Raw genomic sequence first — 19240 nt, 5'->3', positions numbered from 1 at the left:
GTTTCCTGCCCGGACCGTGGAAACCGTCGGCTCGCCCCGACGAAGCGGGTCCCGTCCCGGCACCTGGCTGATAGCTTCGGCGCTGTGAGGCCACGCCGCCTGCTGTTGCGCTATGCCGCCGGTCTCACTTGGGCATATCTGCTCACCCTCGCCGAGGTCGTCGCGATCGTGGTCTCGCTGGGTGGCCGCCGCACCCTGACCACCGAAGGGCTGATCACCCTCGCGGTGCAGGTGGTCGTCGGCACCGCCATCGTCGCCGTCGGCGCGGTACTGACCGTGCGGCCAACGCTGAGCTGGCTTGCCACCGGGGCGACGCCGTCGGACGCTCAAGTGCGCACAGCGTCGAAGATCACCCGCCGCCAGGCCGCGATCACCCTGGCGCCGTGGGGTCTTGCGGCGGCCATCCTGATACCGCTGACCGTCAGCACCGGCCTGGCGGCCGTCATCGTCGTCGCCTCGACGATGCTGTTCGGTGCGGTCGCCACGGTCAGCACCGGGTTCCTGTTCACGCTGCGCACTCTCCGGCCGATCCTGGCCGGTGTGCCGCCCGGGCGGCAGCGCCGCTCCGTGCCCGGGGTGCGTGCGCGGCTGCTGATCATGTGGCTGGTGTGCACGGCGCTGCCGGGTTCCGGCATCGCGCTGCTTCTGATCATGCGCTCCAATGGCTGGCTCATCGACGATTCGACCTCGATCGAGCTCGCGCTGCTGGTGCTGGCCCTGGTCGCGGTCCTGCTCGGGCTGCGGGCGATGATCCTGGTGTCGATGTCGATCTCGGATCCGGTCAGCCAGGTCATCGATGCGATGGCCGACGTCGAGCGCGGCCACATCGACCGCACGGTCGAGGTGTACGAGTGGTCCGAGATCGGCCGGCTGCAGAGCGGGTTCAACAGCATGGTCACCGGGCTTCGGGAACGCGACCGGCTCCGGGATCTGTTCGGCCGCCACGTCGGCGAGGAGGTCGCCCGCTACGCGGTCGCCGCCGACGAGTCGACCTCGGGTGACGAACGTGACGTGGCGGTGTTGTTCATCGATCTCGTCGGCTCCACCCAGCTCGCCGTCGATCACGAGCCGCACGAAGTCGCCGAGGTGCTCAACGATTTCTTCCGCATTGTCGTGGCCCAGGTCGACGCCCGGCACGGCCTGGTCAACAAGTTCCAGGGTGACGCGGCGCTGGCGGTGTTCGGCGCCCCGCTGCAGGTCGCCGGACCCGCTTCGGCCGCGCTGGCCACGGCCCGCGCGCTGGCGGCCGAACTGCAAAGCCTGCCGCTGGATTTCGGAATCGGGGTGTCGGCCGGGCCGGTGTTCGCCGGCAACATCGGCGCCGAGAACCGCTACGAATACACCGTGATCGGTGACGCGGTCAACGAAGCCGCGAGGCTGGCCGACTGCGCCAAGGAATGCCCCGACCGCGCGCTGGGCTCGGGCGCGGCCATCGAGCGGGCCGATGCCGCGGAGCGGTCGCGATGGGTCAGCCGCGGCGAGACGACACTGCGCGGGCGCTCGGTGAGCACCGCACTCTACGGACCGATCCCGCCGCCGGCGGCCGCGACCGTCGATTCGGCTGCGGGCTGATCCGTCGAAGGGCCCGAGGTCGGCGACCTCCGAGCTCAGCCCTCACCCATCGCGGCGGCGGTGGCCTGTTGGATCATCCGTACCGCGTCGTTGCGTGACATCGACCCCAGCAGTTGTGCCACCGTCCGCATGGTGTCGCCGACGAACCAGGTCGGCCCGTTGGTCAGGTTGGCGAATGCTTCGGTGATCACCTCGTCGACCGAGGAGGTGTCGGCGGGGCGGTGATCCAGCGATTCGAGCCGGCCGCGAGCGTGTTCGAGCCGGCGCAGTGCCGGGGTGTCGGTCTTGCCCAGGATGAGGCCCAGGACGTCGACGCCGCTGTCGTGCAGCTCGGTCCACAGCGCCTCGGCGAAGACCATGTCGAACGCCTTGGTGGCCCCGTAGGCCACCATGTTCGGGCCACCGGCGAATCCCGCCCCCGACCCGAGGATGACGATGCCGCCGCTGCCCCGCTGCACCATCGCCGGCGCGAAGTGGTGGCACAGCTGCATCGGCACCGCACAGTTGCGCTGCAGCATCTCCTGCGCGGAACTGATCGGCTGGGACAGGAAGGGCTTGAAGTCGGCGTCAGCTCCCGCGCAGTAGACCAGGAACCCGATCTCCAGGTCGGCGGCCCCCTCGAGTACCACCTCGGTCGCGTTCGCAGCCGCCAGATCGACGGGCAGCACCCGGGTTTGCCCGCCGGTGCGTGCTTCGATGCCGGCCGCCACATCGGCCAGCACCGCCTCGCGCCGGGCCAGCAGGACGACGTGCACACCCCGTTCGGCGAGCGCCTCGGCGAACGCCGCACCGACCCCGTCGGAGGCACCGGCGACCAGTGCCCACGGGCCGTACTTCTGCGCGAAGGTCACCCGGCGCTCACCGCCCGGACCAGGACAGTGGTGAAGCGGCGCCGGGCGATGCGCCATCCGGCGCCGGTGCGGACCAGTGTGTCGTCGTAGAACCCGGCCGCGTTGACGCCGGAGCTGTTGTCCTGGGACATGATCAGCGCGTCCACGTAGGCCCGTGCGGTCGCGGTGTCCCCGTCGACCGCGATCACCTGGTTGGTGATGCGGTGCAGCGTGTGCCCGGCCATCTCGTGGGCGGCGGTCATGAACTCGACCACGGCGTCGATGCCGTGCCAGGTCCCGATATCGCCGTAGTCGAGTTCGCAGTCCCCGGTGAACACCGTGCGGAACAACGCCCAGTCGCGGCGGTCGATGCCGGTGGCATACCGCACCAGTACATCGCTGATCTGCTGAGAGTCGGTGCTCATCGGCGCTCCGCCGGCTCGTAGCGCAGCATCGTCACCTCGTGCTCCGGGTAGTCGCAGAACACCGGCTTGACCCGCATGCCGATCTCAATGTCCGCGGGCTCGACGTTGACCAGCTCCGTCGTGACACGCGGCCCCTCGTCCCACTCCACGATGGCCAGCAGCTGGGGCACCGCGTCGGCGAAGTGCGGCCCGACCGGGCGACGGGCCACGGTGAACGAGTAGAGCGTTCCCATGCCGGAGATCTCCCGCCACTCCAGGTCATCGGCGAGGGTTCCGGGCGCACGCACCCGCGGGTAGAAGACGTAGCGTCCCGACGACGGCGAGTACTGGATCATCACCCGGTGCTGGGCCAGTCCATCCCAGTACGGTGCGCTGGTCGGGGTTTTCACCGGCATCGGCCGCTGGAACGTCATGCTCATCGTCAGTCCCCTTCCAACACGAGGGTGGTCTGTTCGGACAGGATGCCGCCGTTGCCGGAGACGAAGGCCCGGTCGCACTGGGCGACCTGGGCGGTCCCGGCCCGGCCCATGATCTGTCTGGTGGCATCGCAGACGTGGTGCATGCCGCCGGCGTTGCCGCACTGGCCGAAGCCGAGCTGGCCGCCTGCGGTGTTGAGCGGGAAGTCGCCGCGGAACGTCAGGTCGTGGCTGGCGACGAACTCCATGCCCTTGCCCTTCTCGCAGAACCCGGCATCCTCGAGGCTCAGTAGCACGGTGATGGTGTAGCAGTCGTAGATCGACACCATGTCCATCTGTGTGCGGGTCAGACCCGACATCGCGAACGCGGTGTCGGCGGCCCGGGTGATCGGGGTGTTCAGCAGGTCGGCGGCGTAGGTCGGTGTCTTGAACGGCACGTGCTCGCCGAACCCCTTGATCCACACCGGACGGTTCCTGGCGCGCGCGGCCACCTCGGCGCCGGCAACGACGACGGCGGCGCCACCGACGCAGGGCATCACGATCTCGAGCATGTGCAGCGGGTCGGCGATCACCGGGCTGGCGAGCACATCCTCGACGGTCAGCGGCGTGTCGTGCCAGATGGCCCCCTCGGTGTGGTTGGCGTTGACCCGCTGGTCGACGACGATCTTGGCCATCGCGCGTTCGTCGTAGCCGTACACCGAGGCGTAGCGTTGGGCCACCTGCCCGTAGGGGCCGTTCTGCCCGAGGTTCCCGTAGGGGATCTCGAATTCGGCCTGGGGAGAACCGAACTGGTTACTCGACGCGCCGAAGAACACGGCATCGGTCAAGGGCTTGGGTTTCCTGTCCGAGGTGTGGGTGATGTAGCGGGCCGGGATCGCACACAACACCACGTCACAGATCCCCAGCTCGATCGCGGCGGCGGCGCGCCACACCATCGCCGCGGCCGTCGCACCGCCCAGGTCGACGTGCTCGGCGAAATTCGCGTCCACACCGAGGTATTCGGCGACCGTGGACGGAACGAAGATCTCCGACTCGCCCAGCGGCGACGTGGTGATCCCGTTGACCAGCTCGGCGGACAGGCCCGCGTCGGCCAGCGCGGCCGCCGACAGCTCCGCCCACTGTTCGAGGGTGAACGGTGCCACGCTCGCCTTGTTCATCCGTTCCGGCGGCAACTCCACGTAGCCGACGATCGCAGCTTCGCCGCGTAACCCCATGCATTCGCTCCTCTGCGATCGTTCGCCGGCTAGCGGCGGGGCAGCCCCAGGATCATCTGCGCGATGATGTTGAGCTGGATCTCCTTGGTCCCGCCGCCGAGCAGCTCGGCGGGCAGGTGGAAGTACTGCTCGACCACCGGGAACTCGTCGCTCCCGGTCGTCTCGACCAGCGCCGTGGGCGCGGTGAGCTCGAGGGTGGCCTTGAACGTGCGGCGCAGCATGACGTTCATCGCCACCTTGGCGATGCTCGACGCCGGGCCCGGCGGCTGCCCGTCGAGCAGCCGGATCACCTCCCGCACGGCCAGCACCTTGATCGCGTTGGCGTAGGCGTCGGCCTCCCCCAGCGCCGAGAACACCCGGTCCCGGTCGGGGCCTTCGCGGTCGGCCAGCCGGCGCAGGATGGCGGCCCGGTCGAAGTTGACGTAGCCGCTGATCGCCACCCGCTCCTGGGCCATGGTCGCGATGGCCAGGCTCCATCCGTCGGTGGGCCCGCCCATCAGCATCTCGTCGGGCACGAACACATCGGTCAGGAACACCTCGTTGAAGTGCGCTTCCCCGTTGGCCTGCCGGATCGGCGATACTTCGATGCCCTCGGCACCCATGTCCACGATGAAGTAGCCCAGCCCACGGTGTTTGGCGGTGTCGGGGTCGGTGCGGGCCAGCAGCGCACCGTAGTCGGCGGTGTGCGCGGAGGAGGTCCAGATCTTGTGCCCGTTGACCCGCCAGCCACCCTCGACCCTGGTCGCCCGGGTACTCAACGAGGCCAGATCGGAGCCGGCGCCGGGTTCACTGAACAGCTGGCACCAGCCGAGTTCACCGCGTTGCGTGGCGGGGATGAATCGCTGCTGGATGGCTTCGGGCGCCGCGCTGATCAAGGTCGGCAGGATCCACTCGGCGATGCCGAGTGAGGGCCGCACCAGATCGGGCCGCTTGGCGAACTCCTCGTCGATGATCAACTGCTGGCGCTGGGTGGCGTCGACACCCCACGGCCTGGGCCAGTGCGGGGCGATCAGTCCCGCCTCGGCGATCAGCGTGCGCTGCGGGCCGGTGGCCTGGTTGGGGTAGTCACCCTGGCGACCCGGGCGGTCGTTGCGCAGCGTGAGTGCCTCGTCGAGCACGGCGGCCACGTCGCGGCGGAACTCGCCGTCGAGATCCCCGAGTTTGACCGAGACATCCCGGTGGTGGTGCCGACCCAACTCACCGAGGCTGTGCGCGAAGCGTCCGGTCGGGCCGACGGAGGCGGCCAGGCTGGTGGCTTTGCGCCAGTAGAGGTGCAGATCGTGCTCCCAGGTGAATCCGATCGCGCCGAACATGGTCAACGTGTCGAGCACCAGTTCCGGTGCCGGCCCGATCGCCATCAGCGCCGCTCCCGCCGAGGCGATCCGGCTCTGCGCGGGGTCCTCGTCGACCGCGCGCACCGCGTCCCATGCCGCTGACGTCGCGAGTTCGCTGTTCACCAGCAGCATCGCCGCCTGATGCTGCAGTGCCTGAAATGTCCCGATCGGCTTGCCGAACTGCTCGCGGGTGCGCAGATGCTCGGTCACCGCGGTCACGCACCAGCGCACTGTGCCGGCCGCGGTGCAGGCGCTCAGCGCCACGGCCAGGCACCGCGCCCGGTCGTCGTCGATTCCGGTGAGCTGCCAATCCTGCCCGCAGGCAACGCCATCGAAGTGAGCGACCCCGACGTCGACCGTCTTGTCGGTGCTCGCGCAGGCTTCGATGCGTACGCCGGGCGAGGTCGCGTCGACGGCCAGCCATACGGTGTCCCGGCCGGCGCGGGCGGCCAACAGGACCAGCTGCGCCGAGCACAGGCCGGGTGTCGGTGGGGTCGTCCCCGACAGGGTCCAGGAACCCCCTGATAGCTCGGTCGCCACGCTGTCGGCGCCGGGCAGCACGACGCACGCTGGGACGCCCGTCGCCAGCCGCCCCAGCACCGCGCGGGCCGTCTCGTTGTCCTCACCCAGTTGCACCACCGCGCCGGCCGTCACCGTCTGCAGCAGCGGCCCGGGCAGCAGCGCCGTCGCCGCGGACTCCAGCACGCAGGCACCGTCCATCAGGGTGCCGCCCTGTCCGCCGACCGCCTCGGGCAGGTGAACGGCGTGAAAACCGTTGGTCACCAAGTCATCCCACCATTGCGGCAGTTCGCCGGCGGCTATCGCGTCGAACGTCTGCCGGGTCTTGTCGATCGGGGCGTGACGCGCCGCGAACTGGGCCAGGGCATCGCCGAGCTGGTGTTGTTCGGGGGTGAGTCCGAGCGTCATCGGGAACCCTCCGTCGCGGCCGCCGCGCGGGTTCGTCCGCGGAAGAATCGGGCGGCCGCCTCGATGGCCTCGGACGTGGGCCGCGGGTTCCAGCCCAGCTCGGACAAGGCTTTCGAGTGATCGAGCGGGGTCATGATGTGCATCAGCCGGATGTTCAGCGGAGTGAGCATGACGTCTCTACCCAGGAGCTTGGCCGCGGCGCTGCCCAGGTATCCGGCCGCCGACATGGCGCGGATCGGCACACCCCACCGCGGTGGAGTGACACCGACTGCGGCACAGCCGATTTCATGTATCCGCCGAGTGGACATGAAACGCTCGGAGACGATGTAGCGTTCGCCGACCCGCCCGCGCTCCCCCGCCAGGATCAATGCGAGTGCGGCATCCTCGATACCGACGACCTCGGACTCGTAGCCGTCGATGTAGAACGGCAGCGCACCGCGCACCGCGGCGGCCAACATTCCGCCGTGCGGGGTGGGCAGCCAGTCCCCCGGCCCGAAGGTGTTGGCCACGCACATCGCCACCCCCGGCAGGCCGGCGTCGGCGCAGTAGCGCATCAGCATGTCCTCGGCGGCGACCCGGGAGCCGATGTAGTCACCACCGACGTCGAGCCAGTTGTGCGCGGTGTCTTCGTCGGCCAGCCCACCCGGGTTTCGGCCGATGGTGCCGATCGAACTGGTGAACACGAATCGGCGCAGTTGGGCCTCGACAGCGACGTCGAGGACATTGCGCAGACCGTCGACGTTGGTGCGCCACAGCGGGCGCGGGTCGCGCAGCCACGGACGCGCGTCGACGACGCAGTAGTAGACGACGTCACACCCGTCCATCGCCGCCCGCAGCGCCTCGGCGTCGAAGATGTCGCCGTAGCGGATGTCGACGGGCAGGTCGTCGATACCGCGGGTGGAGCTGGTGGTGCGGATCATCACCCGGACGTCGTCCTGGCCGCGTGCCACCAACTGTCGTGTCACGTGTGAGCCGAGGAACCCGCTGGCGCCGATCACCAGCTTCGTTGCCGCCATTGCCCGTCAGCCCTCCGCACGCCTTTACGAGACGGTGCGTCTCGTCTTGTGGCACACTACGGTCGATGGTCCAGCATGTAAAGCCACGGCCGGCGGGAGCCGGTTGATGGCCGGCGAGCTCGCCGCGCCTCGGCGGCGCAGCGAGAAGTCACGCGTGGCCATCGTCGATGCCACCCGGGAACTGCTGCTGCAGCGCGGTTTCGACAAACTGAGCATCGAGGCGGTCGCGGCTCGCGCCGGCGTCGGAAAGCAGACCATCTACCGGTGGTGGCCCAGCCGGCACGCCCTGGTCGCCGACGTCATCCTCGAAGACGCCGACAAGATCCTGCGGCCGATCTCCTACACCGACGACGTCGCGGCCGATGTCTGCGACTGGGCGACCGCGCTGGCCACCACGCTGACCACCGCCCGCGGACACGCCATGCTGCGCATCCTGACCATCGCCGGCGTGGAGCACCCCGACACCCAGGCCCGGCTGCAGGCCGGGTTCAACACCCCGCTGCGCGACACCGTCTGCGACCGGCTGCTGGCCGCCGGCCTCACCGACGACACCGCGCGCGACGCCGCCGACGCCGTCGTCGGGGGCGTGGTCTACGCCATCCTCAGCGAGGGACGCTCCTTCGCACGCCGCCGCGCCGGCTCCATGACCCGCACCGTGCTCGCCGGCGTCTCGGCGCGTTGACCTGGCGGCCGCCCCGCCGACAGAGTTGGATGGGGTGATGACCGTGAGCAGCCGCTCCCGCATGGTGCGGGCATCCCGCGAAACGGTGTGGAGCGTCCTGGCCGACTTCGGCGCGGTCAGCGCCTGGGCCGAGGAGATCGATCACTCGTGTCTGCTCGATCATCACGCCGAGGCCGTCGGCACCGCCCGCCGGATCCAGATCGGCCGTGACACGCTCATCGAGACGATCACCCGGTTCGATCCGCCCAGCGTGCTGGCCTACGACATCACCGGGCTGCCCACCTTCGTCGCGGCCTCCAACCGCTGGACACTGGAACCCGGCATCTCGGGCGGCACCTTCGTGACCCTGACCAGCACCGTGCACGTGACGCGCCGGCTGCTGCGCTTCGTCGCAGAGCCGGCCATGGCCAGGCTCATGGCCGGGCGCTCCGAGGCGCTGCTCAAAGGACTGGCCACCGCATCCGAAGGAGTCGCCGCATGACGTCCACCCGGCCCGACATCGTCCTGGTGATGACCGACGAGGAACGCGCCGCCCCGCCCTACGAGAGCCCGGCGATCAGCGACTGGCGCTCGCTGACCCTCGCGGGCAGAAAGTGGTTCGACGAGAACGGAGTGAGCTTCACCAGGCACTACACCGGCTCGCTGGCCTGCGTGCCGAGCCGGCCGACCATCTTCACCGGCCACTACCCCGACCTGCACGGGGTCACCCAGACCGACGGAATCGGCAAGTCCTACGACGACTCCCGGCTGCGGTGGTTGCGCCGCGGCGAAGTGCCCACGCTCGGAAACTGGTTCCGCGCGGCCGGCTACGACACCCACTACGACGGCAAGTGGCACATCTCCCACGCCGACCTGACCGACCCCGCCACCGGCGGGTCCCTGGACACCAACGACGACGACGGGGTCGTCGACGAGGACGCGGTGCGCCGGTATCTCGAGGCCGACCCGCTCGAGCCCTACGGCTTCTCGGGGTGGGTCGGCCCCGAGCCGCACGGGGCCAAGCTGTCCAACGCCGGAATACGGCGCGATCAGCTCATCGCCGACCGCGTGGTGGCCTGGCTCGAGGACCGCTACGCGCGCAGGCGCGCCGGCGACCCCGCGGCGCTGCGCCCCTTTCTGCTGGTGGCCAGCTTCGTCAATCCGCACGACATCGTCCTGTTCCCGGCGTGGACGCGGCGCAGTCCGATCGGGCCGTCGCCGCTGGACCCGCCCCCGGTCCCGCCGTCACCCACCGACGACGAAGACCTGTCCGGTAAACCCGCGGCGCAGATCGCGTTCCGGGAGGCCTACTACTCGGGGTACGGACCGGCGCGGGTGGTCGAGCGGACCTACCGACGCAACGCCCAGAGCTACCGTGACCTGTACTACCGGTTGCACGCCGAGGTCGACGGGCCGATCGACCGGGTCCGCCGCGCGGTGACCGAGGGTGGGTCGGCGGACGGTCCCGACGACACCGTGCTGGTGCGCACCGCCGACCACGGCGACCTGCTCGGCGCCCACGGTGGCCTGCACCAGAAGTGGTTCAACCTCTACGACGAGGCGACCCGGGTGCCGTTCGTCGTCGCGCGGGTGGGCCGCGACGTCACATCGGCGCGGGTGGTGAGCACCCCGACCTCGCACGTCGATCTGGTGCCCACCCTGCTCTCGGCGGCCGGGGTCGACGTCGCCGCCACCGCTTCAGAGCTGTCCCGATCGTTCTCCGAGGTGCACCCGCTGCCCGGGCAGGATCTGATGGCGGTGGTCGGCGGCGCTCCCGCCGACAGCGAGCGCGCGGTGTACCTGATGACCCGCGACAACATGCTCGAAGGTGACACCGGCGCATCAGGGATCGCCCGGATGCTCGGATTGACCTCGAAGGTCCCCGCTCCCTTACGCATCCGGGTTCCCGCCCACACCGCGGCCAACTTTGAGGGGCTGGTGTTGCACGTCGACGACGCCGCGGCGCCCGGCGGCGGCGGGCATCTGTGGAAGCTGGTCCGCTCGTTCGACGACCCGGCCACCTGGACCGAACCGGGTGTGCGTCACCTCGCCGCGGACGGCATGGGCGGCCCGATGTACCGCAGCGATCCCCTCGACGATCAGTGGGAGCTCTACGATCTGACCGACGACCCGATCGAGGCACGCAACCGCTGGGACGATCCCGACCTGCTCGAGCTGCGCACTCACCTGCGCAGTCAACTCAAACAGGCACGCGCGGAATCGGTTCCGGAACGCAACCAGCCGTGGCCCTACGCGTCCCGGCGCCCGCCGGCGCCCACCGGGTGGGCGGGTCAGCTGCGCCGGCTGTTTCGCCGGCGCTGACTCGCCGTGCCGATCAGGCCCGCGCGAACTGCTTTTCGTCGTACAGGCGCGCCCACTCGGCACGCGGCTTGATCGACACGTCGACGTCGGCACCCTTGACGCGCAGCGCGCCGGCCGTCGCCTGGTCCTTCGGGGTCAGCTTGAACGGATCCCAGGAGAAGAACCGGCAGGAGTTCTCCCAGGTGATCTTGTTGATGTCGGAATCCGACGCTCCGGCGGCGTTGAGCTCGGCGAGCACCTGCTCGGGCGCGTCGGGCCAGAAGCAGTCCGAGTGCGGGTAGTCGCACTCCCAGGCGATGATGTCGATGCCGATCTCGTGGCGCAGCTTCAGCGAGGTCTTGTCGGTGACGTAGCAGGCCAGCGAGTGCTCGCGGAACACGTCGCTGGGCAGCTTGTCACCGAAGTCGCGGCGCAGCCACTTCTGGTTGGTGTAGTGGCGGTCGCTGCGGTCGAGATAGAACGGGATCCAGCCGATGCCGCCCTCGGAGAACGCGAACTTCAGGTCCGGATAGTTGCGCATCGCGGGTCCCCACAACAGGTCCTGCGCGCACATCGCCGACACCTGGGTGGCCAGGATGATCATGTTGTCGATCGGCGCGTTGGGCGCCATGCTGATCGCGCCGAAGCCGGTGCCGATGTGCAGACACATCACCACGTTCTCCTCGGAGAGCGTGCGGAACACCGGGCCCCAGTACTCGTCGTCGTGATAGCTCGGCAGGCCCTCGAGGTGCGGCAGCTCCGGCATCGTCACCGCACGGCAGCCCTTGGCCGCGACCCGGCGGATCTCGGCGCACATCGCCTCGGGGTTCCAGGTGGGCAGGATCGCGATCGGGATGAACCGGTCGGGGTAGCTGCCGGCCCACTCGTCGATGTGCCAGTCGTTGTAGGCCGACACCATGACCAGGGTGGTCTCTTCCCGGTGCATGTTGAGGTGCCGGGCCGAGAAACCGGTGAACGTCGGGAAGCACATCGAGGCGAGGATGCCGTTGCGGTTCATGTCGCGAACCCGCTCGTGCACGTCGTAGACACCCGGTCGCATCTCGGCGAAGCCGGCCGGATCACGGCCCCATTCCTCGGCCGGCCAGGACACCACCGCGTTGAGCCCGCTGACCCCCTGCGGGCGGCCCTGATACATCCACTGGTCGACGCCCTTGTCGTCGGTGACGACGATCGGGGCTTCGGGCTTGTACTTCTCGGGCACGTGGCGCAGGAACATGTCGGGGGGTTCCACGACGTGGTCGTCGATGCTCACCAGGATCAGGTCGTCAACGTTCACTGTGCCTCCTCGGTCTCCTCGCACTCCTCGCGGGCGCGGCGCTGCTACCTCAAGTAGTACCGTGAGATCCCGTGACCGTCTCCGCGTCTTCGGACAGAGTCTTGTCCGCAGCGGCCAATCTGGAGCCGGAGGGCGACCAAGAGCCGTTCGGCCCTACCCGCCGCCGGGTCATCGAGCTGCGCCGCGGTGGGCGCGCCCTGGCCGGCAGCTACCTCTACGAGGGCGACGCGCTGATCACCGGCTGGCACTCCCACGAGGTCCACCAGATCGAATACGCGCTGCACGGCGTCGTCGAGGTCGAGACCGACACGGCGCACTATCTGCTGCCACCCCAGCAGGCGGCCTGGATACCGGCTGGGCTCGAGCATCAGGCGGTGATGAATCCCGACGTCAAGACGGTGGCGGTGATGTTCGACCGGTCACTGATCGCCGACGACGGTGGGCGGGCCCGCATCCTCGCGGTGTCCCCGCTGATCCGCGAGATGATGATCTACGGGCTGCGCTGGCCGATCGACCGAGCCGAGGGCGACGACCGCTCCGACGGGTTCTTCCGCACCCTGGCGGCGTTGGTCGACGAGGCCCTCGACCACGAGGCGCCGCTGAGCCTGCCGACCTCCGAACACCCGATCGTGGCCACCGCGCTGGAGTACACCAAGGCCCACCTCGACACCGTCACCTGCGAGCAGGTCAGCCGCGCGGTGTCGGTGTCCGAACGCACCCTGCGCCGGTTGTTCGCCGACACACTGGGATTGCCGTGGCGCACCTATCTGCTGCACGCCCGCATGCTGCGGGCGATGGCCCTGCTGGCCGCGCCACGCCAGACCGTGCAGGAAACGGCGACCGCGGTCGGGTTCGACAGCATCAGCTCGTTCACCCGGGCCTTCACGCAGTTCTGCGGCGAGACACCGTCGGCCTACCGGCGCCGGGTCAGCACGTCGGACTTCTGAATGCTCTGAGCGTCCCAGCGCTGGCGGTACGCCCGACACGGGCGGCGACGAGACCGAATCCGGACCCGCGTCCGGTCGGGCAACCTAGAATGAGCCGCCGAAAGGTGGGGGGATGACCACAGCCGGGCACAGCCCCGATGCCGCGACGACGCCGCGCTACGAACCCGACGAGAGATGGGTCCCGGTAGACCGGCGCTGGTGCGGACTCGACCGTCGCAGTATCGGGCCGACGCTCGCGGTACTCGCCGTGGCCGGCGTTCTGACCTTCGTGCTCCCGGCCGTCGACGCCTCGATCGCCTACGACGACCCGGTGCGGCCCGGCGACCTGATGCAGCTCGAGGGGGACATCACCTTCGTCCCCGAAGCCGGCTGGGGCATCACCTCCGGAGTCCGCGCCGGCCGGCCCCCGGCGACAGGCTCCTACCCTGACACCGCCAGTCTCATCGACGGCGACGTGCAGTTCACGCTCACCGTCGGCGAGTTCCACGAGGACGAGAACGCTCTGCTCGACCAGGTCGGGCAAACCACCGACGCCCTGACCGGGGGGACCGGCGCGTCCATCTCCGCGGAGCGGTCCACCATCACCACCGACGGCGGCGCGACAGGGGTCGTGGCGCCGCTGAGCGGTCTGCAGACCGACGGACTGATCGCCGCCTTCGTCCTGGGAGACCGGGGGGTGGTCGTCAGGGTGATCGCGCCCGCCGACGGTGACCCCGACTCGGCAGCGGCGGTGAACCGGATGTTGAGCAGCATCAGCCGGCAGCACCGGGACGTCGCATGACGACGACCACCCCTACCGTGGCCGACTTGGACCGGGTCCGCGTCGATGTGCTCGACCGGGCCGGCTGGGGTCGTCGCTTCGTCGTCTACCAACCCCGCAACCTGGCCTTCTGGGCCTACCTGGCGCTGGTACTGAGCGGCATGCTCGGGTTCGCATCCCAGCTCAGCGGTCAGATCGCCGCCTACGGAGCGGCCGTGGCGCTGGCGGTGGTGATGTTCGGCATCTACGGCGCCCTGTTCTGGTGGTTCACCCAGCGCATCGACCGCTACGCCGAGCTTCCGGCCGCACTGCTGCTCCTGGCGTTCCTGTGGGGCGCGTTCGCCGCAACCGACGCGCTGGCGGCGACGGCCAACGGCGCGCTCGGCTCCATCTACGCCAAGACCTTCGGCCAAGCCTGGACGTTGGACTGGGGAGCCGGGTTGTCGGCACCGTTCACCGAAGAGCTCGCCAAGGGCGCCGGGTTGCTGTTGCTGATCGCGCTGGCTCCGCGGCTGGTGCGCACCGCCTTCGACGGTTTCATCCTCGGGGCGTTCATCGGCCTGGGCTTCGAGATCCTCGAAGACATCTCCTATGTCATCGCCGCCGCGGGTTCGCAATTCGGCGCCGATCCGGTGGCCGCGTCGATGGCGACCGTGTGGATCCGGCTGATCAGCGGAGTCGCCGCCCACATCGTCTACAGCGCGATCTTCTGCGCCGGGGTGATCTACCTGATGGGCCGCCCGGCCGAACCTCGCCGGGTCGGCCGCGGGATCGTGTTGCTGCTCATACCCGTGCTGTTGCATGGGCTGTGGGATTCCACCCAAGCCATCGCCGGGGCCAACGGACTGCTCGCCTTGTTGCTGCTGGTCGCCCAGATCGTGGTCGCGCTGCTGATCGTGGTGCGCGTCTTCGAGCTCACCATCGCACGGCAACGCGAGATCATGCGCGACGTCATGGCGCCCGAGCTGGCCCGCGGCGTCATCACCGACGCCGAACTCGAGGCGCTCGCCGGGAACCGTAAGGCGCGCAAGGCCTACCGGCGGGCAGAAGGCGGCCGGCGCGAGCGACGACAGCGCCGGTGGGTCCTGCACGCGGCATTCGACCTCTCCAACGCAGTGGCCGACGCCCGCGGCGCCGACACCGATGAAGTTCGCTTCGCACGAACCGAGGTCGCCCGGATCCGGTCGGGCTCCCCCTCCCCCTGGTGACGGGGGTCAGCGACTTCCGGTCCGGACCGGGTCGACCGGTGCCGCCTGGCCGGTGGTGGCGATGAAGTCGTCGAGCAGATCGATCACGTCGTTGGGCTTCTCCACGTGCGGGAAGTGGCCGACCCCGGGGAGCACCTCGAGACGGCACCCGGCGCGCAGCTCGTTGAGCGCACGGCCGTGCTCGACCGGAATGATCGGGTCCTGGTCGCCCCAGATGACCATCAACGGCAGTTCCGAGGTCAGATGCAGCCTGTTCAGCGCGCTCACGGCCTGCCCCCGATAGTCGACCACCGAGCGCAGCGTGCGCAGGAAGGCCTGCCGGGTCTGCGGATCGGACAACGACGAGTAGGCGCTCCACATCTCCGCACCCCGAGGTGACTGGATGTTGGCCTTGGCGAAGAGGCCGCGCAGCTTCTCGCCGGCCCTGACGACCGGGGCCGGCGCGACGAGCGGCATGAGCAGTTCGAAGCCCGGCGCCGAGAGCAGCCGCAGCGTCCAGCCGACGTCCTGGCCGAGGCCACCGCTGCTGATCAGCACCAACCGCCGGCAGTAGTCGGGGTGCTGATAGACGAACTGCAACGCCACACCGCCGCCCAGGGATTGGCCGACGACGGTCACCCGGTCGACACCCAGTTCGTCGAGCAGGTCGCGCAGCCACACCGCGAACGCGCCCAGCGAGTAGTCGCTGCGGGGCTTGGCGGAACGACCGTGCCCGAGCAGATCCGGGGCGATGACGCGGTACCGTTTCGCCAACTGCGGCAGCACCGCGCGCCAGGTGTCCGAGCTGCCGGCCATTCCGTGCAGCAGCAGCAGGGTCTCGCGGCCGTCGCCGGCACTGCCTTCGTCGCGGTAGGCGACACGGTCACCGTGTAGATCCAGGTACTTGAGATCGCTCATGGGTAGTGAATCCCCCCTCGGTCGCAGATCAATCGCCATGATCGCAGACCGGGCACCAGATCCGCCGACCCCAGTGGGCATCGTAACGACCGGCATGCACAGTGGGCCCGATCACAGGTGCGGATCGCGGGCCAGGTTTCGCCGACACCGTAGTGGGTATTTCCGGACCACACCGCACGCCGAGAAGGAGAACCGATGGCCGATCAGGCCGGGGCCGACCCGTTCACCGACGACCCGTTCCACGAGACGCTCGCCACCACCGGGCTGTTCCTGATCGTCACCGCGATCATCGCCCTGGCGGTCGCGCTGGGCAGCTGGACCGTGTCCGAGACGTTGATCGCCGTGTTCGCCGCCGCCGTCGCGCTGATCAGCTTCACCTCCAGCATCCTGTGCTTCAAGGCTCAGGCCGGCGAGGTGACGCCGGCCGCCACCGAGATCAGCGCAGCGCCCGCCTGACCCTCAATCGCGCACTCGGCACCGCGCCGTTGGCTATCGTTGCGACGGTGAGCACCGAGAGCAGCTCCGTCGGCTACGCCCGCTGCTCCATGGCCACCGAAGACCTCAAGGCCCAGTGGCGACTGCTGCGGGAACTCGGCGTCGACGCGGACCGCATCTACCTCGACCAGACCATCACCGGCGTGACCACAGACCGGCCGGGTCTCGATCAGGCCCTGGCCGCGCTGCACGAAGGCGACACGTTGGTGGTGCCCAAGCTGGACCGGTTGGCGCAATCGGTTCCCGAAGCCTGCGCCATCGCCGAGGATCTCGCCGCACGCGGTGTCACGTTGTCGCTGGGCGGGCAGTCCTATGACCCGACCCAAGCGGTGGGCAAGGTGTTCTTCGACGTTCTCGCCACCATCGCCACCTTCGAGGTCGACCTGCTCCGGATGCGCTCGCGCGAGGGCCTGACCGGGCTGTCCACGAAATCCGACACGATCGCACGCCTGGAGGCCACCCTCGAATACCCCCGCGTCCACGGGCCCTACAACGGCGTCTTGTTCTGCGATATCGACGATTTCGCGGCGATCGGCCGCAAGTTCGGACGTCCCGTCGGCGATGTGGTGCTCGCCATCCTGGCCATGCGGCTGCGCAACTGCGTGCGCCAGGGTGACACCGTCGGACGTATCGGCGACGACGAGGCTCTGCTGCTCCTGCCGGGCGTGCACGGCCTCGACAACGTCGTCATGATCGGCGAGAAGATCCGTGACTGCGCCACCGAACCCATCCACTACGCGGGCGCAACGATCCAGACGTCGTTGAGCGTCGGCGCCACCCTGGCCGTCCCCGGCGAATCGGCTTCGACACTGATGGCTCGAGCCCAATCCGCGATGCGCGCGGCCAAGCAGGCCGGCAAGAACACCGTCAGCGCCCTCTGACAACCACTGCAGCACAGCGTTTCTCATGCCGCCCGGCTGGCGTCTACGGTGCGGCACGCGGCTTCGAACCTGCGCCATTCTTCGTGGGTCGGCCGGACGAGGCCCGCGATCACCGCGTCGGCGGGCACCGTCAAGCCGGGTGCGATCCGACCCAGCGTCTCGGCGAGCGCCAGCGCCTCGGACATCGGACCGTCGTCGCCACGTCGGTAGATGCGGTGTCGCAGCGACTCCCGAACGTCGTCGATCCCGGCCCGAAGATCCACCACCGGGGCCCGCAGCCCGTTCCCGCACCGCGCGACGTGCTCCTCGAATCGATCCGCCCAGAATTCGACGGACCAGCCCGGCCATATCTCGGTCAGCCTGCCCAGCACCCCCGAGGTGTCGACGTCCTGCCAGACCCCGACGAACCTGCGGGGCGGATCGACGTGGATACCGGAGGCCGGCGCCGCCTTCAGCGTCACCTTCGTCCGGCCACGACCGGGCAGGGCGCTCAGGATGGCCGGACCGTACTTCGCCATACGGTAGTAGGGGCTGAGTGTCCAGAAGTGCACGGCGCCCCCAGCGTCGGTCACCGAGACCAGGTGACAGGGCATATCGCGGTTCGGCTGCGCGACGACCGGAGGTCGGCTGTCCCACGGCCGCACCGGACAGGTCAGCCCGACGTAGTCGGCGAGTTGGTGGGTGCCGCCGTGGGCCCAGCCCACCTGGAATCCGGGCCAGAGGTCGCCCAGCACGCAGAGCAGTGCCCGGCGCCGCTGCACATCGTCCATCAGTTCATCGCCGAAGAACAGCAGGCGCCGACGGTCGAAGTCCAGGAGCGCACCGCTGCAGCCGGGCTGAACCGGCTGCGGCTCGCGCTCCCCGGCCTGCCGGAACGTGGCGATGTGGCGGCGGGCCAGGTCCGGGCCGCCGATCAGGATGTCGAGAATGCGTTGCCCCGCCCAGTGCCAGTCATACGCGCGGCACTCGCCGTTCTCGACGACGACGATGTCTCCCCAGTTGTCCATGTCAGCCCCTAGCCACGAGGTTTCCGTGCGTCCTTCTCCCAGGAGTGTGCGACGGAGGTCTGACAAGTCGAGTGCGCGAGGGGGGACTTGAACCCCCACGTCCTAGGACACGGGAACCTAAATCCCGCGCGTCTGCCAATTCCGCCACTCGCGCTCGCAGCGCCACGATGGTAGCGCGGTACCGTTGAACGGTGTCCACTACGCGGCGTAGGAGGCCGGCGCTCATCGCATTGGTGATCGTCGCGGCCGGCGGCTGCCTCGGGCTGGCCTGGTGGCAGTGGACCCGCTTCGAATCCACCGCCGGCGATTTCCAGAATCTGGGCTACGCGCTGCAGTGGCCCCTGTTCGCCGGGTTCTGCGTCTACGCCTACTTCAAGTTCGTCCGCTACGAGGAAGCACCCCCGCAGCCACAATCGTCGGACACCGTCACCGAGATCCCGGCCGGCCTGCTTCCCGAGCGCCCCGGCGCGGCACCACCGGCCGGCAACGGCGATGATCCCGCCCTACAGGAGTACAACGCCTATCTGGCCGAACTGGCCCGAAACGACGGCGACGCGACACCGACCCGAGAGTGACAGGAACACCGCCAGTGAGCGCACCCGACTCCCCCGCCCCCACCGCACCCGTCGACGTCATCCGCAAAGCCCTGCTCGGGTACCGAGTGCTGGCCTGGGTGACCGGTCTGTGGCTGATCGCGCTCTGCTACGAGATGGTGATGAAGTACGGCTTCAACGACGACTCGCTGGGCTGGATCGCCGTCGTGCACGGGTGGGTGTACTTCGTGTACCTGCTGTTCACCGCCAACCTCGCGGTCAAGGTCCGGTGGCCGATCGCCAAGACCGTCGGCGTGCTGCTGGCCGGCACCATCCCACTGGTCGGCATCATCGTCGAACACTTCCAGACCCAGGCCATCAAAGAGCAGTTCGGAATCTGACCCGCGTTAGTTAGCTACACTCGACGAGGTGTCAGCCAGCCCCGGCGTGCGCTGCGGCGCCGCCGCGGCGGCCCGCGATCCCGCCTTGACCGGCCTTCGGGCCGTCGCCGCCCTGCTC

20 protein-coding genes and 1 tRNA gene are annotated in these 19240 nt (G+C 69.3%); 11 read left to right on the top strand and 10 right to left on the bottom strand.

Translation table 11 applies throughout. The features are described from left to right. Nucleotides 1-84 precede the first annotated feature (84 nt). Nucleotides 85-1572: an adenylate/guanylate cyclase domain-containing protein gene (locus ACXAID_RS03125; protein ID WP_475020719.1), complete on the top strand. Its 1488-nt coding sequence runs from the start codon at nt 85-87 to the stop codon at nt 1570-1572. A gap of 35 nt (nt 1573-1607) precedes the next feature. Here ACXAID_RS03125 and ACXAID_RS03120 read toward each other — a convergent pair whose 3' ends face one another. Genes ACXAID_RS03120 through ACXAID_RS03095 form a run of 6 tightly spaced genes read right to left on the bottom strand, consistent with a single transcriptional unit; the run spans nt 1608 to nt 7734 of the window. After that, a complete protein-coding gene (locus ACXAID_RS03120) occupies nt 1608-2423 on the bottom strand; it encodes an SDR family NAD(P)-dependent oxidoreductase (protein ID WP_475020718.1) in 816 nt (271 codons plus the stop codon). Continuing rightward, the gene (locus tag ACXAID_RS03115; protein ID WP_475020717.1) at nt 2420-2827 is read right to left on the bottom strand and encodes a nuclear transport factor 2 family protein; all 408 of its coding nucleotides are present in this window, start codon (nt 2825-2827) and stop codon (nt 2420-2422) included. The genes ACXAID_RS03120 and ACXAID_RS03115 overlap by 4 nt, the downstream gene beginning before the upstream one ends. Next, nucleotides 2824-3246: a Zn-ribbon domain-containing OB-fold protein gene (locus ACXAID_RS03110; protein ID WP_475020716.1), complete on the bottom strand. Its 423-nt coding sequence runs from the start codon at nt 3244-3246 to the stop codon at nt 2824-2826. Before ACXAID_RS03110 ends, ACXAID_RS03115 begins: the two co-directional genes overlap by 4 nt. 2 nt (nt 3247-3248) lie before the next feature. Continuing rightward, nucleotides 3249-4457 carry a thiolase family protein gene (locus ACXAID_RS03105; RefSeq protein ID WP_475020715.1) on the bottom strand — a complete coding sequence of 403 codons (1209 nt, stop codon included), beginning with the start codon at nt 4455-4457 and terminating at the stop codon, nt 3249-3251. Nucleotides 4458-4486: 29 nt separating this feature from the next. Continuing rightward, nucleotides 4487-6718, bottom strand: a complete 2232-nt coding sequence (locus ACXAID_RS03100) for an acyl-CoA dehydrogenase (RefSeq protein ID WP_475020714.1) — start codon at nt 6716-6718, stop codon at nt 4487-4489. Continuing rightward, nucleotides 6715-7734 carry an NAD-dependent epimerase/dehydratase family protein gene (locus tag ACXAID_RS03095; protein ID WP_475020713.1) on the bottom strand — a complete coding sequence of 340 codons (1020 nt, stop codon included), beginning with the start codon at nt 7732-7734 and terminating at the stop codon, nt 6715-6717. The genes ACXAID_RS03100 and ACXAID_RS03095 overlap by 4 nt, the downstream gene beginning before the upstream one ends. Nucleotides 7735-7840: 106 nt before the next feature. Between ACXAID_RS03095 and ACXAID_RS03090 the strand changes: the two genes are divergently transcribed. The 3 genes from ACXAID_RS03090 to ACXAID_RS03080 are packed head-to-tail and all read left to right on the top strand — an operon-like array spanning nt 7841 to nt 10717. Then, a complete protein-coding gene (locus tag ACXAID_RS03090) occupies nt 7841-8416 on the top strand; it encodes a TetR/AcrR family transcriptional regulator (RefSeq protein WP_475020712.1) in 576 nt (191 codons plus the stop codon). A gap of 43 nt (nt 8417-8459) precedes the next feature. After that, nucleotides 8460-8897, top strand: a complete 438-nt coding sequence (locus ACXAID_RS03085) for an SRPBCC family protein (RefSeq protein ID WP_475020711.1) — start codon at nt 8460-8462, stop codon at nt 8895-8897. Next, nucleotides 8894-10717, top strand: a complete 1824-nt coding sequence (locus tag ACXAID_RS03080; protein ID WP_475020710.1) for a sulfatase-like hydrolase/transferase — start codon at nt 8894-8896, stop codon at nt 10715-10717. The genes ACXAID_RS03085 and ACXAID_RS03080 overlap by 4 nt, the downstream gene beginning before the upstream one ends. Nucleotides 10718-10730: 13 nt before the next feature. On the opposite strand, the gene ACXAID_RS03075 is transcribed toward ACXAID_RS03080, so the two are convergent. Further along, a complete protein-coding gene (locus tag ACXAID_RS03075; protein ID WP_475020709.1) occupies nt 10731-11993 on the bottom strand; it encodes an amidohydrolase family protein in 1263 nt (420 codons plus the stop codon). Between the two features lie 71 nt (nt 11994-12064). On the opposite strand from ACXAID_RS03075, the gene ACXAID_RS03070 reads away from it, so the two are divergent. The 3 genes from ACXAID_RS03070 to ACXAID_RS03060 all read left to right on the top strand — a co-directional run bounded on the left by ACXAID_RS03070 (nt 12065) and on the right by ACXAID_RS03060 (nt 14908). Next, nucleotides 12065-12940 (top strand): AraC family transcriptional regulator, encoded by an 876-nt coding sequence (locus ACXAID_RS03070; RefSeq protein ID WP_475020708.1) that lies wholly within the window; start codon nt 12065-12067, stop codon nt 12938-12940. A gap of 112 nt (nt 12941-13052) precedes the next feature. After that, on the top strand, nt 13053-13721 hold the full coding sequence (locus ACXAID_RS03065; RefSeq protein WP_475020707.1) for a hypothetical protein: 669 nt from the start codon (nt 13053-13055) through the stop codon (nt 13719-13721). After that, nucleotides 13718-14908 (top strand): PrsW family glutamic-type intramembrane protease, encoded by a 1191-nt coding sequence (locus ACXAID_RS03060; protein ID WP_475020706.1) that lies wholly within the window; start codon nt 13718-13720, stop codon nt 14906-14908. Before ACXAID_RS03065 ends, ACXAID_RS03060 begins: the two co-directional genes overlap by 4 nt. Before the next feature lie 6 nt (nt 14909-14914). Here the strand turns inward: ACXAID_RS03060 and ACXAID_RS03055 are convergent, their stop codons facing one another. Next, nucleotides 14915-15805 carry an alpha/beta fold hydrolase gene (locus ACXAID_RS03055; protein WP_475020705.1) on the bottom strand — a complete coding sequence of 297 codons (891 nt, stop codon included), beginning with the start codon at nt 15803-15805 and terminating at the stop codon, nt 14915-14917. 195 nt (nt 15806-16000) lie between these two features. Here ACXAID_RS03055 and ACXAID_RS03050 point away from each other — a divergent pair, with 195 nt between their 5' ends. Both ACXAID_RS03050 and ACXAID_RS03045 read left to right on the top strand, forming a co-directional pair. Next, the gene (locus tag ACXAID_RS03050; protein WP_475020704.1) at nt 16001-16261 is read left to right on the top strand and encodes a hypothetical protein; all 261 of its coding nucleotides are present in this window, start codon (nt 16001-16003) and stop codon (nt 16259-16261) included. Between the two features lie 47 nt (nt 16262-16308). Next, nucleotides 16309-17181, top strand: coding sequence for a recombinase family protein (locus ACXAID_RS03045; protein ID WP_475020703.1), 873 nt, complete (start codon nt 16309-16311; stop codon nt 17179-17181). A 23-nt stretch (nt 17182-17204) separates the two neighbouring features. Here ACXAID_RS03045 and ACXAID_RS03040 read toward each other — a convergent pair whose 3' ends face one another. Beyond that, nucleotides 17205-18188, bottom strand: coding sequence for a hypothetical protein (locus ACXAID_RS03040; RefSeq protein WP_475020702.1), 984 nt, complete (start codon nt 18186-18188; stop codon nt 17205-17207). Between the two features lie 72 nt (nt 18189-18260). Next, nucleotides 18261-18342: transfer RNA gene (locus ACXAID_RS03035), tRNA-Leu, on the bottom strand. Between the two features lie 37 nt (nt 18343-18379). On the opposite strand from ACXAID_RS03035, the gene ACXAID_RS03030 reads away from it, so the two are divergent. Together ACXAID_RS03030 and ACXAID_RS03025 are read left to right on the top strand one after the other, a co-directional pair. Continuing rightward, nucleotides 18380-18763 carry a hypothetical protein gene (locus tag ACXAID_RS03030; RefSeq protein WP_475020701.1) on the top strand — a complete coding sequence of 128 codons (384 nt, stop codon included), beginning with the start codon at nt 18380-18382 and terminating at the stop codon, nt 18761-18763. A gap of 14 nt (nt 18764-18777) precedes the next feature. After that, complete coding sequence (locus ACXAID_RS03025; protein ID WP_475020700.1) at nt 18778-19122, top strand: DUF3817 domain-containing protein; 345 nt, start codon at nt 18778-18780, stop codon at nt 19120-19122. Nucleotides 19123-19240 lie beyond the last annotated feature (118 nt).

The organism is Mycobacterium sp. ABE4_509 (genome assembly GCF_056160785.1).
The sequence above is the reverse complement of the archived record's forward strand: the minus strand, read 5'-3'. Positions and strand labels throughout refer to the sequence as shown.

Coding starts and splice junctions, on each gene's coding strand:
- ACXAID_RS03115 (WP_475020717.1), bottom strand. CDS start 2,827: ATGAGCACCGACTCTCAGCAGATCAGCGATGTACTGGTGCGGTATGCC.
- ACXAID_RS03110 (WP_475020716.1), bottom strand. CDS start 3,246: ATGAGCATGACGTTCCAGCGGCCGATGCCGGTGAAAACCCCGACCAGC.
- ACXAID_RS03105 (WP_475020715.1), bottom strand. CDS start 4,457: ATGGGGTTACGCGGCGAAGCTGCGATCGTCGGCTACGTGGAGTTGCCG.
- ACXAID_RS03100 (WP_475020714.1), bottom strand. CDS start 6,718: ATGACGCTCGGACTCACCCCCGAACAACACCAGCTCGGCGATGCCCTG.
- ACXAID_RS03095 (WP_475020713.1), bottom strand. CDS start 7,734: ATGGCGGCAACGAAGCTGGTGATCGGCGCCAGCGGGTTCCTCGGCTCA.
- ACXAID_RS03090 (WP_475020712.1), top strand. CDS start 7,841: ATGGCCGGCGAGCTCGCCGCGCCTCGGCGGCGCAGCGAGAAGTCACGC.
- ACXAID_RS03080 (WP_475020710.1), top strand. CDS start 8,894: ATGACGTCCACCCGGCCCGACATCGTCCTGGTGATGACCGACGAGGAA.
- ACXAID_RS03065 (WP_475020707.1), top strand. CDS start 13,053: ATGACCACAGCCGGGCACAGCCCCGATGCCGCGACGACGCCGCGCTAC.
- ACXAID_RS03060 (WP_475020706.1), top strand. CDS start 13,718: ATGACGACGACCACCCCTACCGTGGCCGACTTGGACCGGGTCCGCGTC.
- ACXAID_RS03055 (WP_475020705.1), bottom strand. CDS start 15,805: ATGAGCGATCTCAAGTACCTGGATCTACACGGTGACCGTGTCGCCTAC.
- ACXAID_RS03050 (WP_475020704.1), top strand. CDS start 16,001: ATGGCCGATCAGGCCGGGGCCGACCCGTTCACCGACGACCCGTTCCAC.
- ACXAID_RS03040 (WP_475020702.1), bottom strand. CDS start 18,188: ATGGACAACTGGGGAGACATCGTCGTCGTCGAGAACGGCGAGTGCCGC.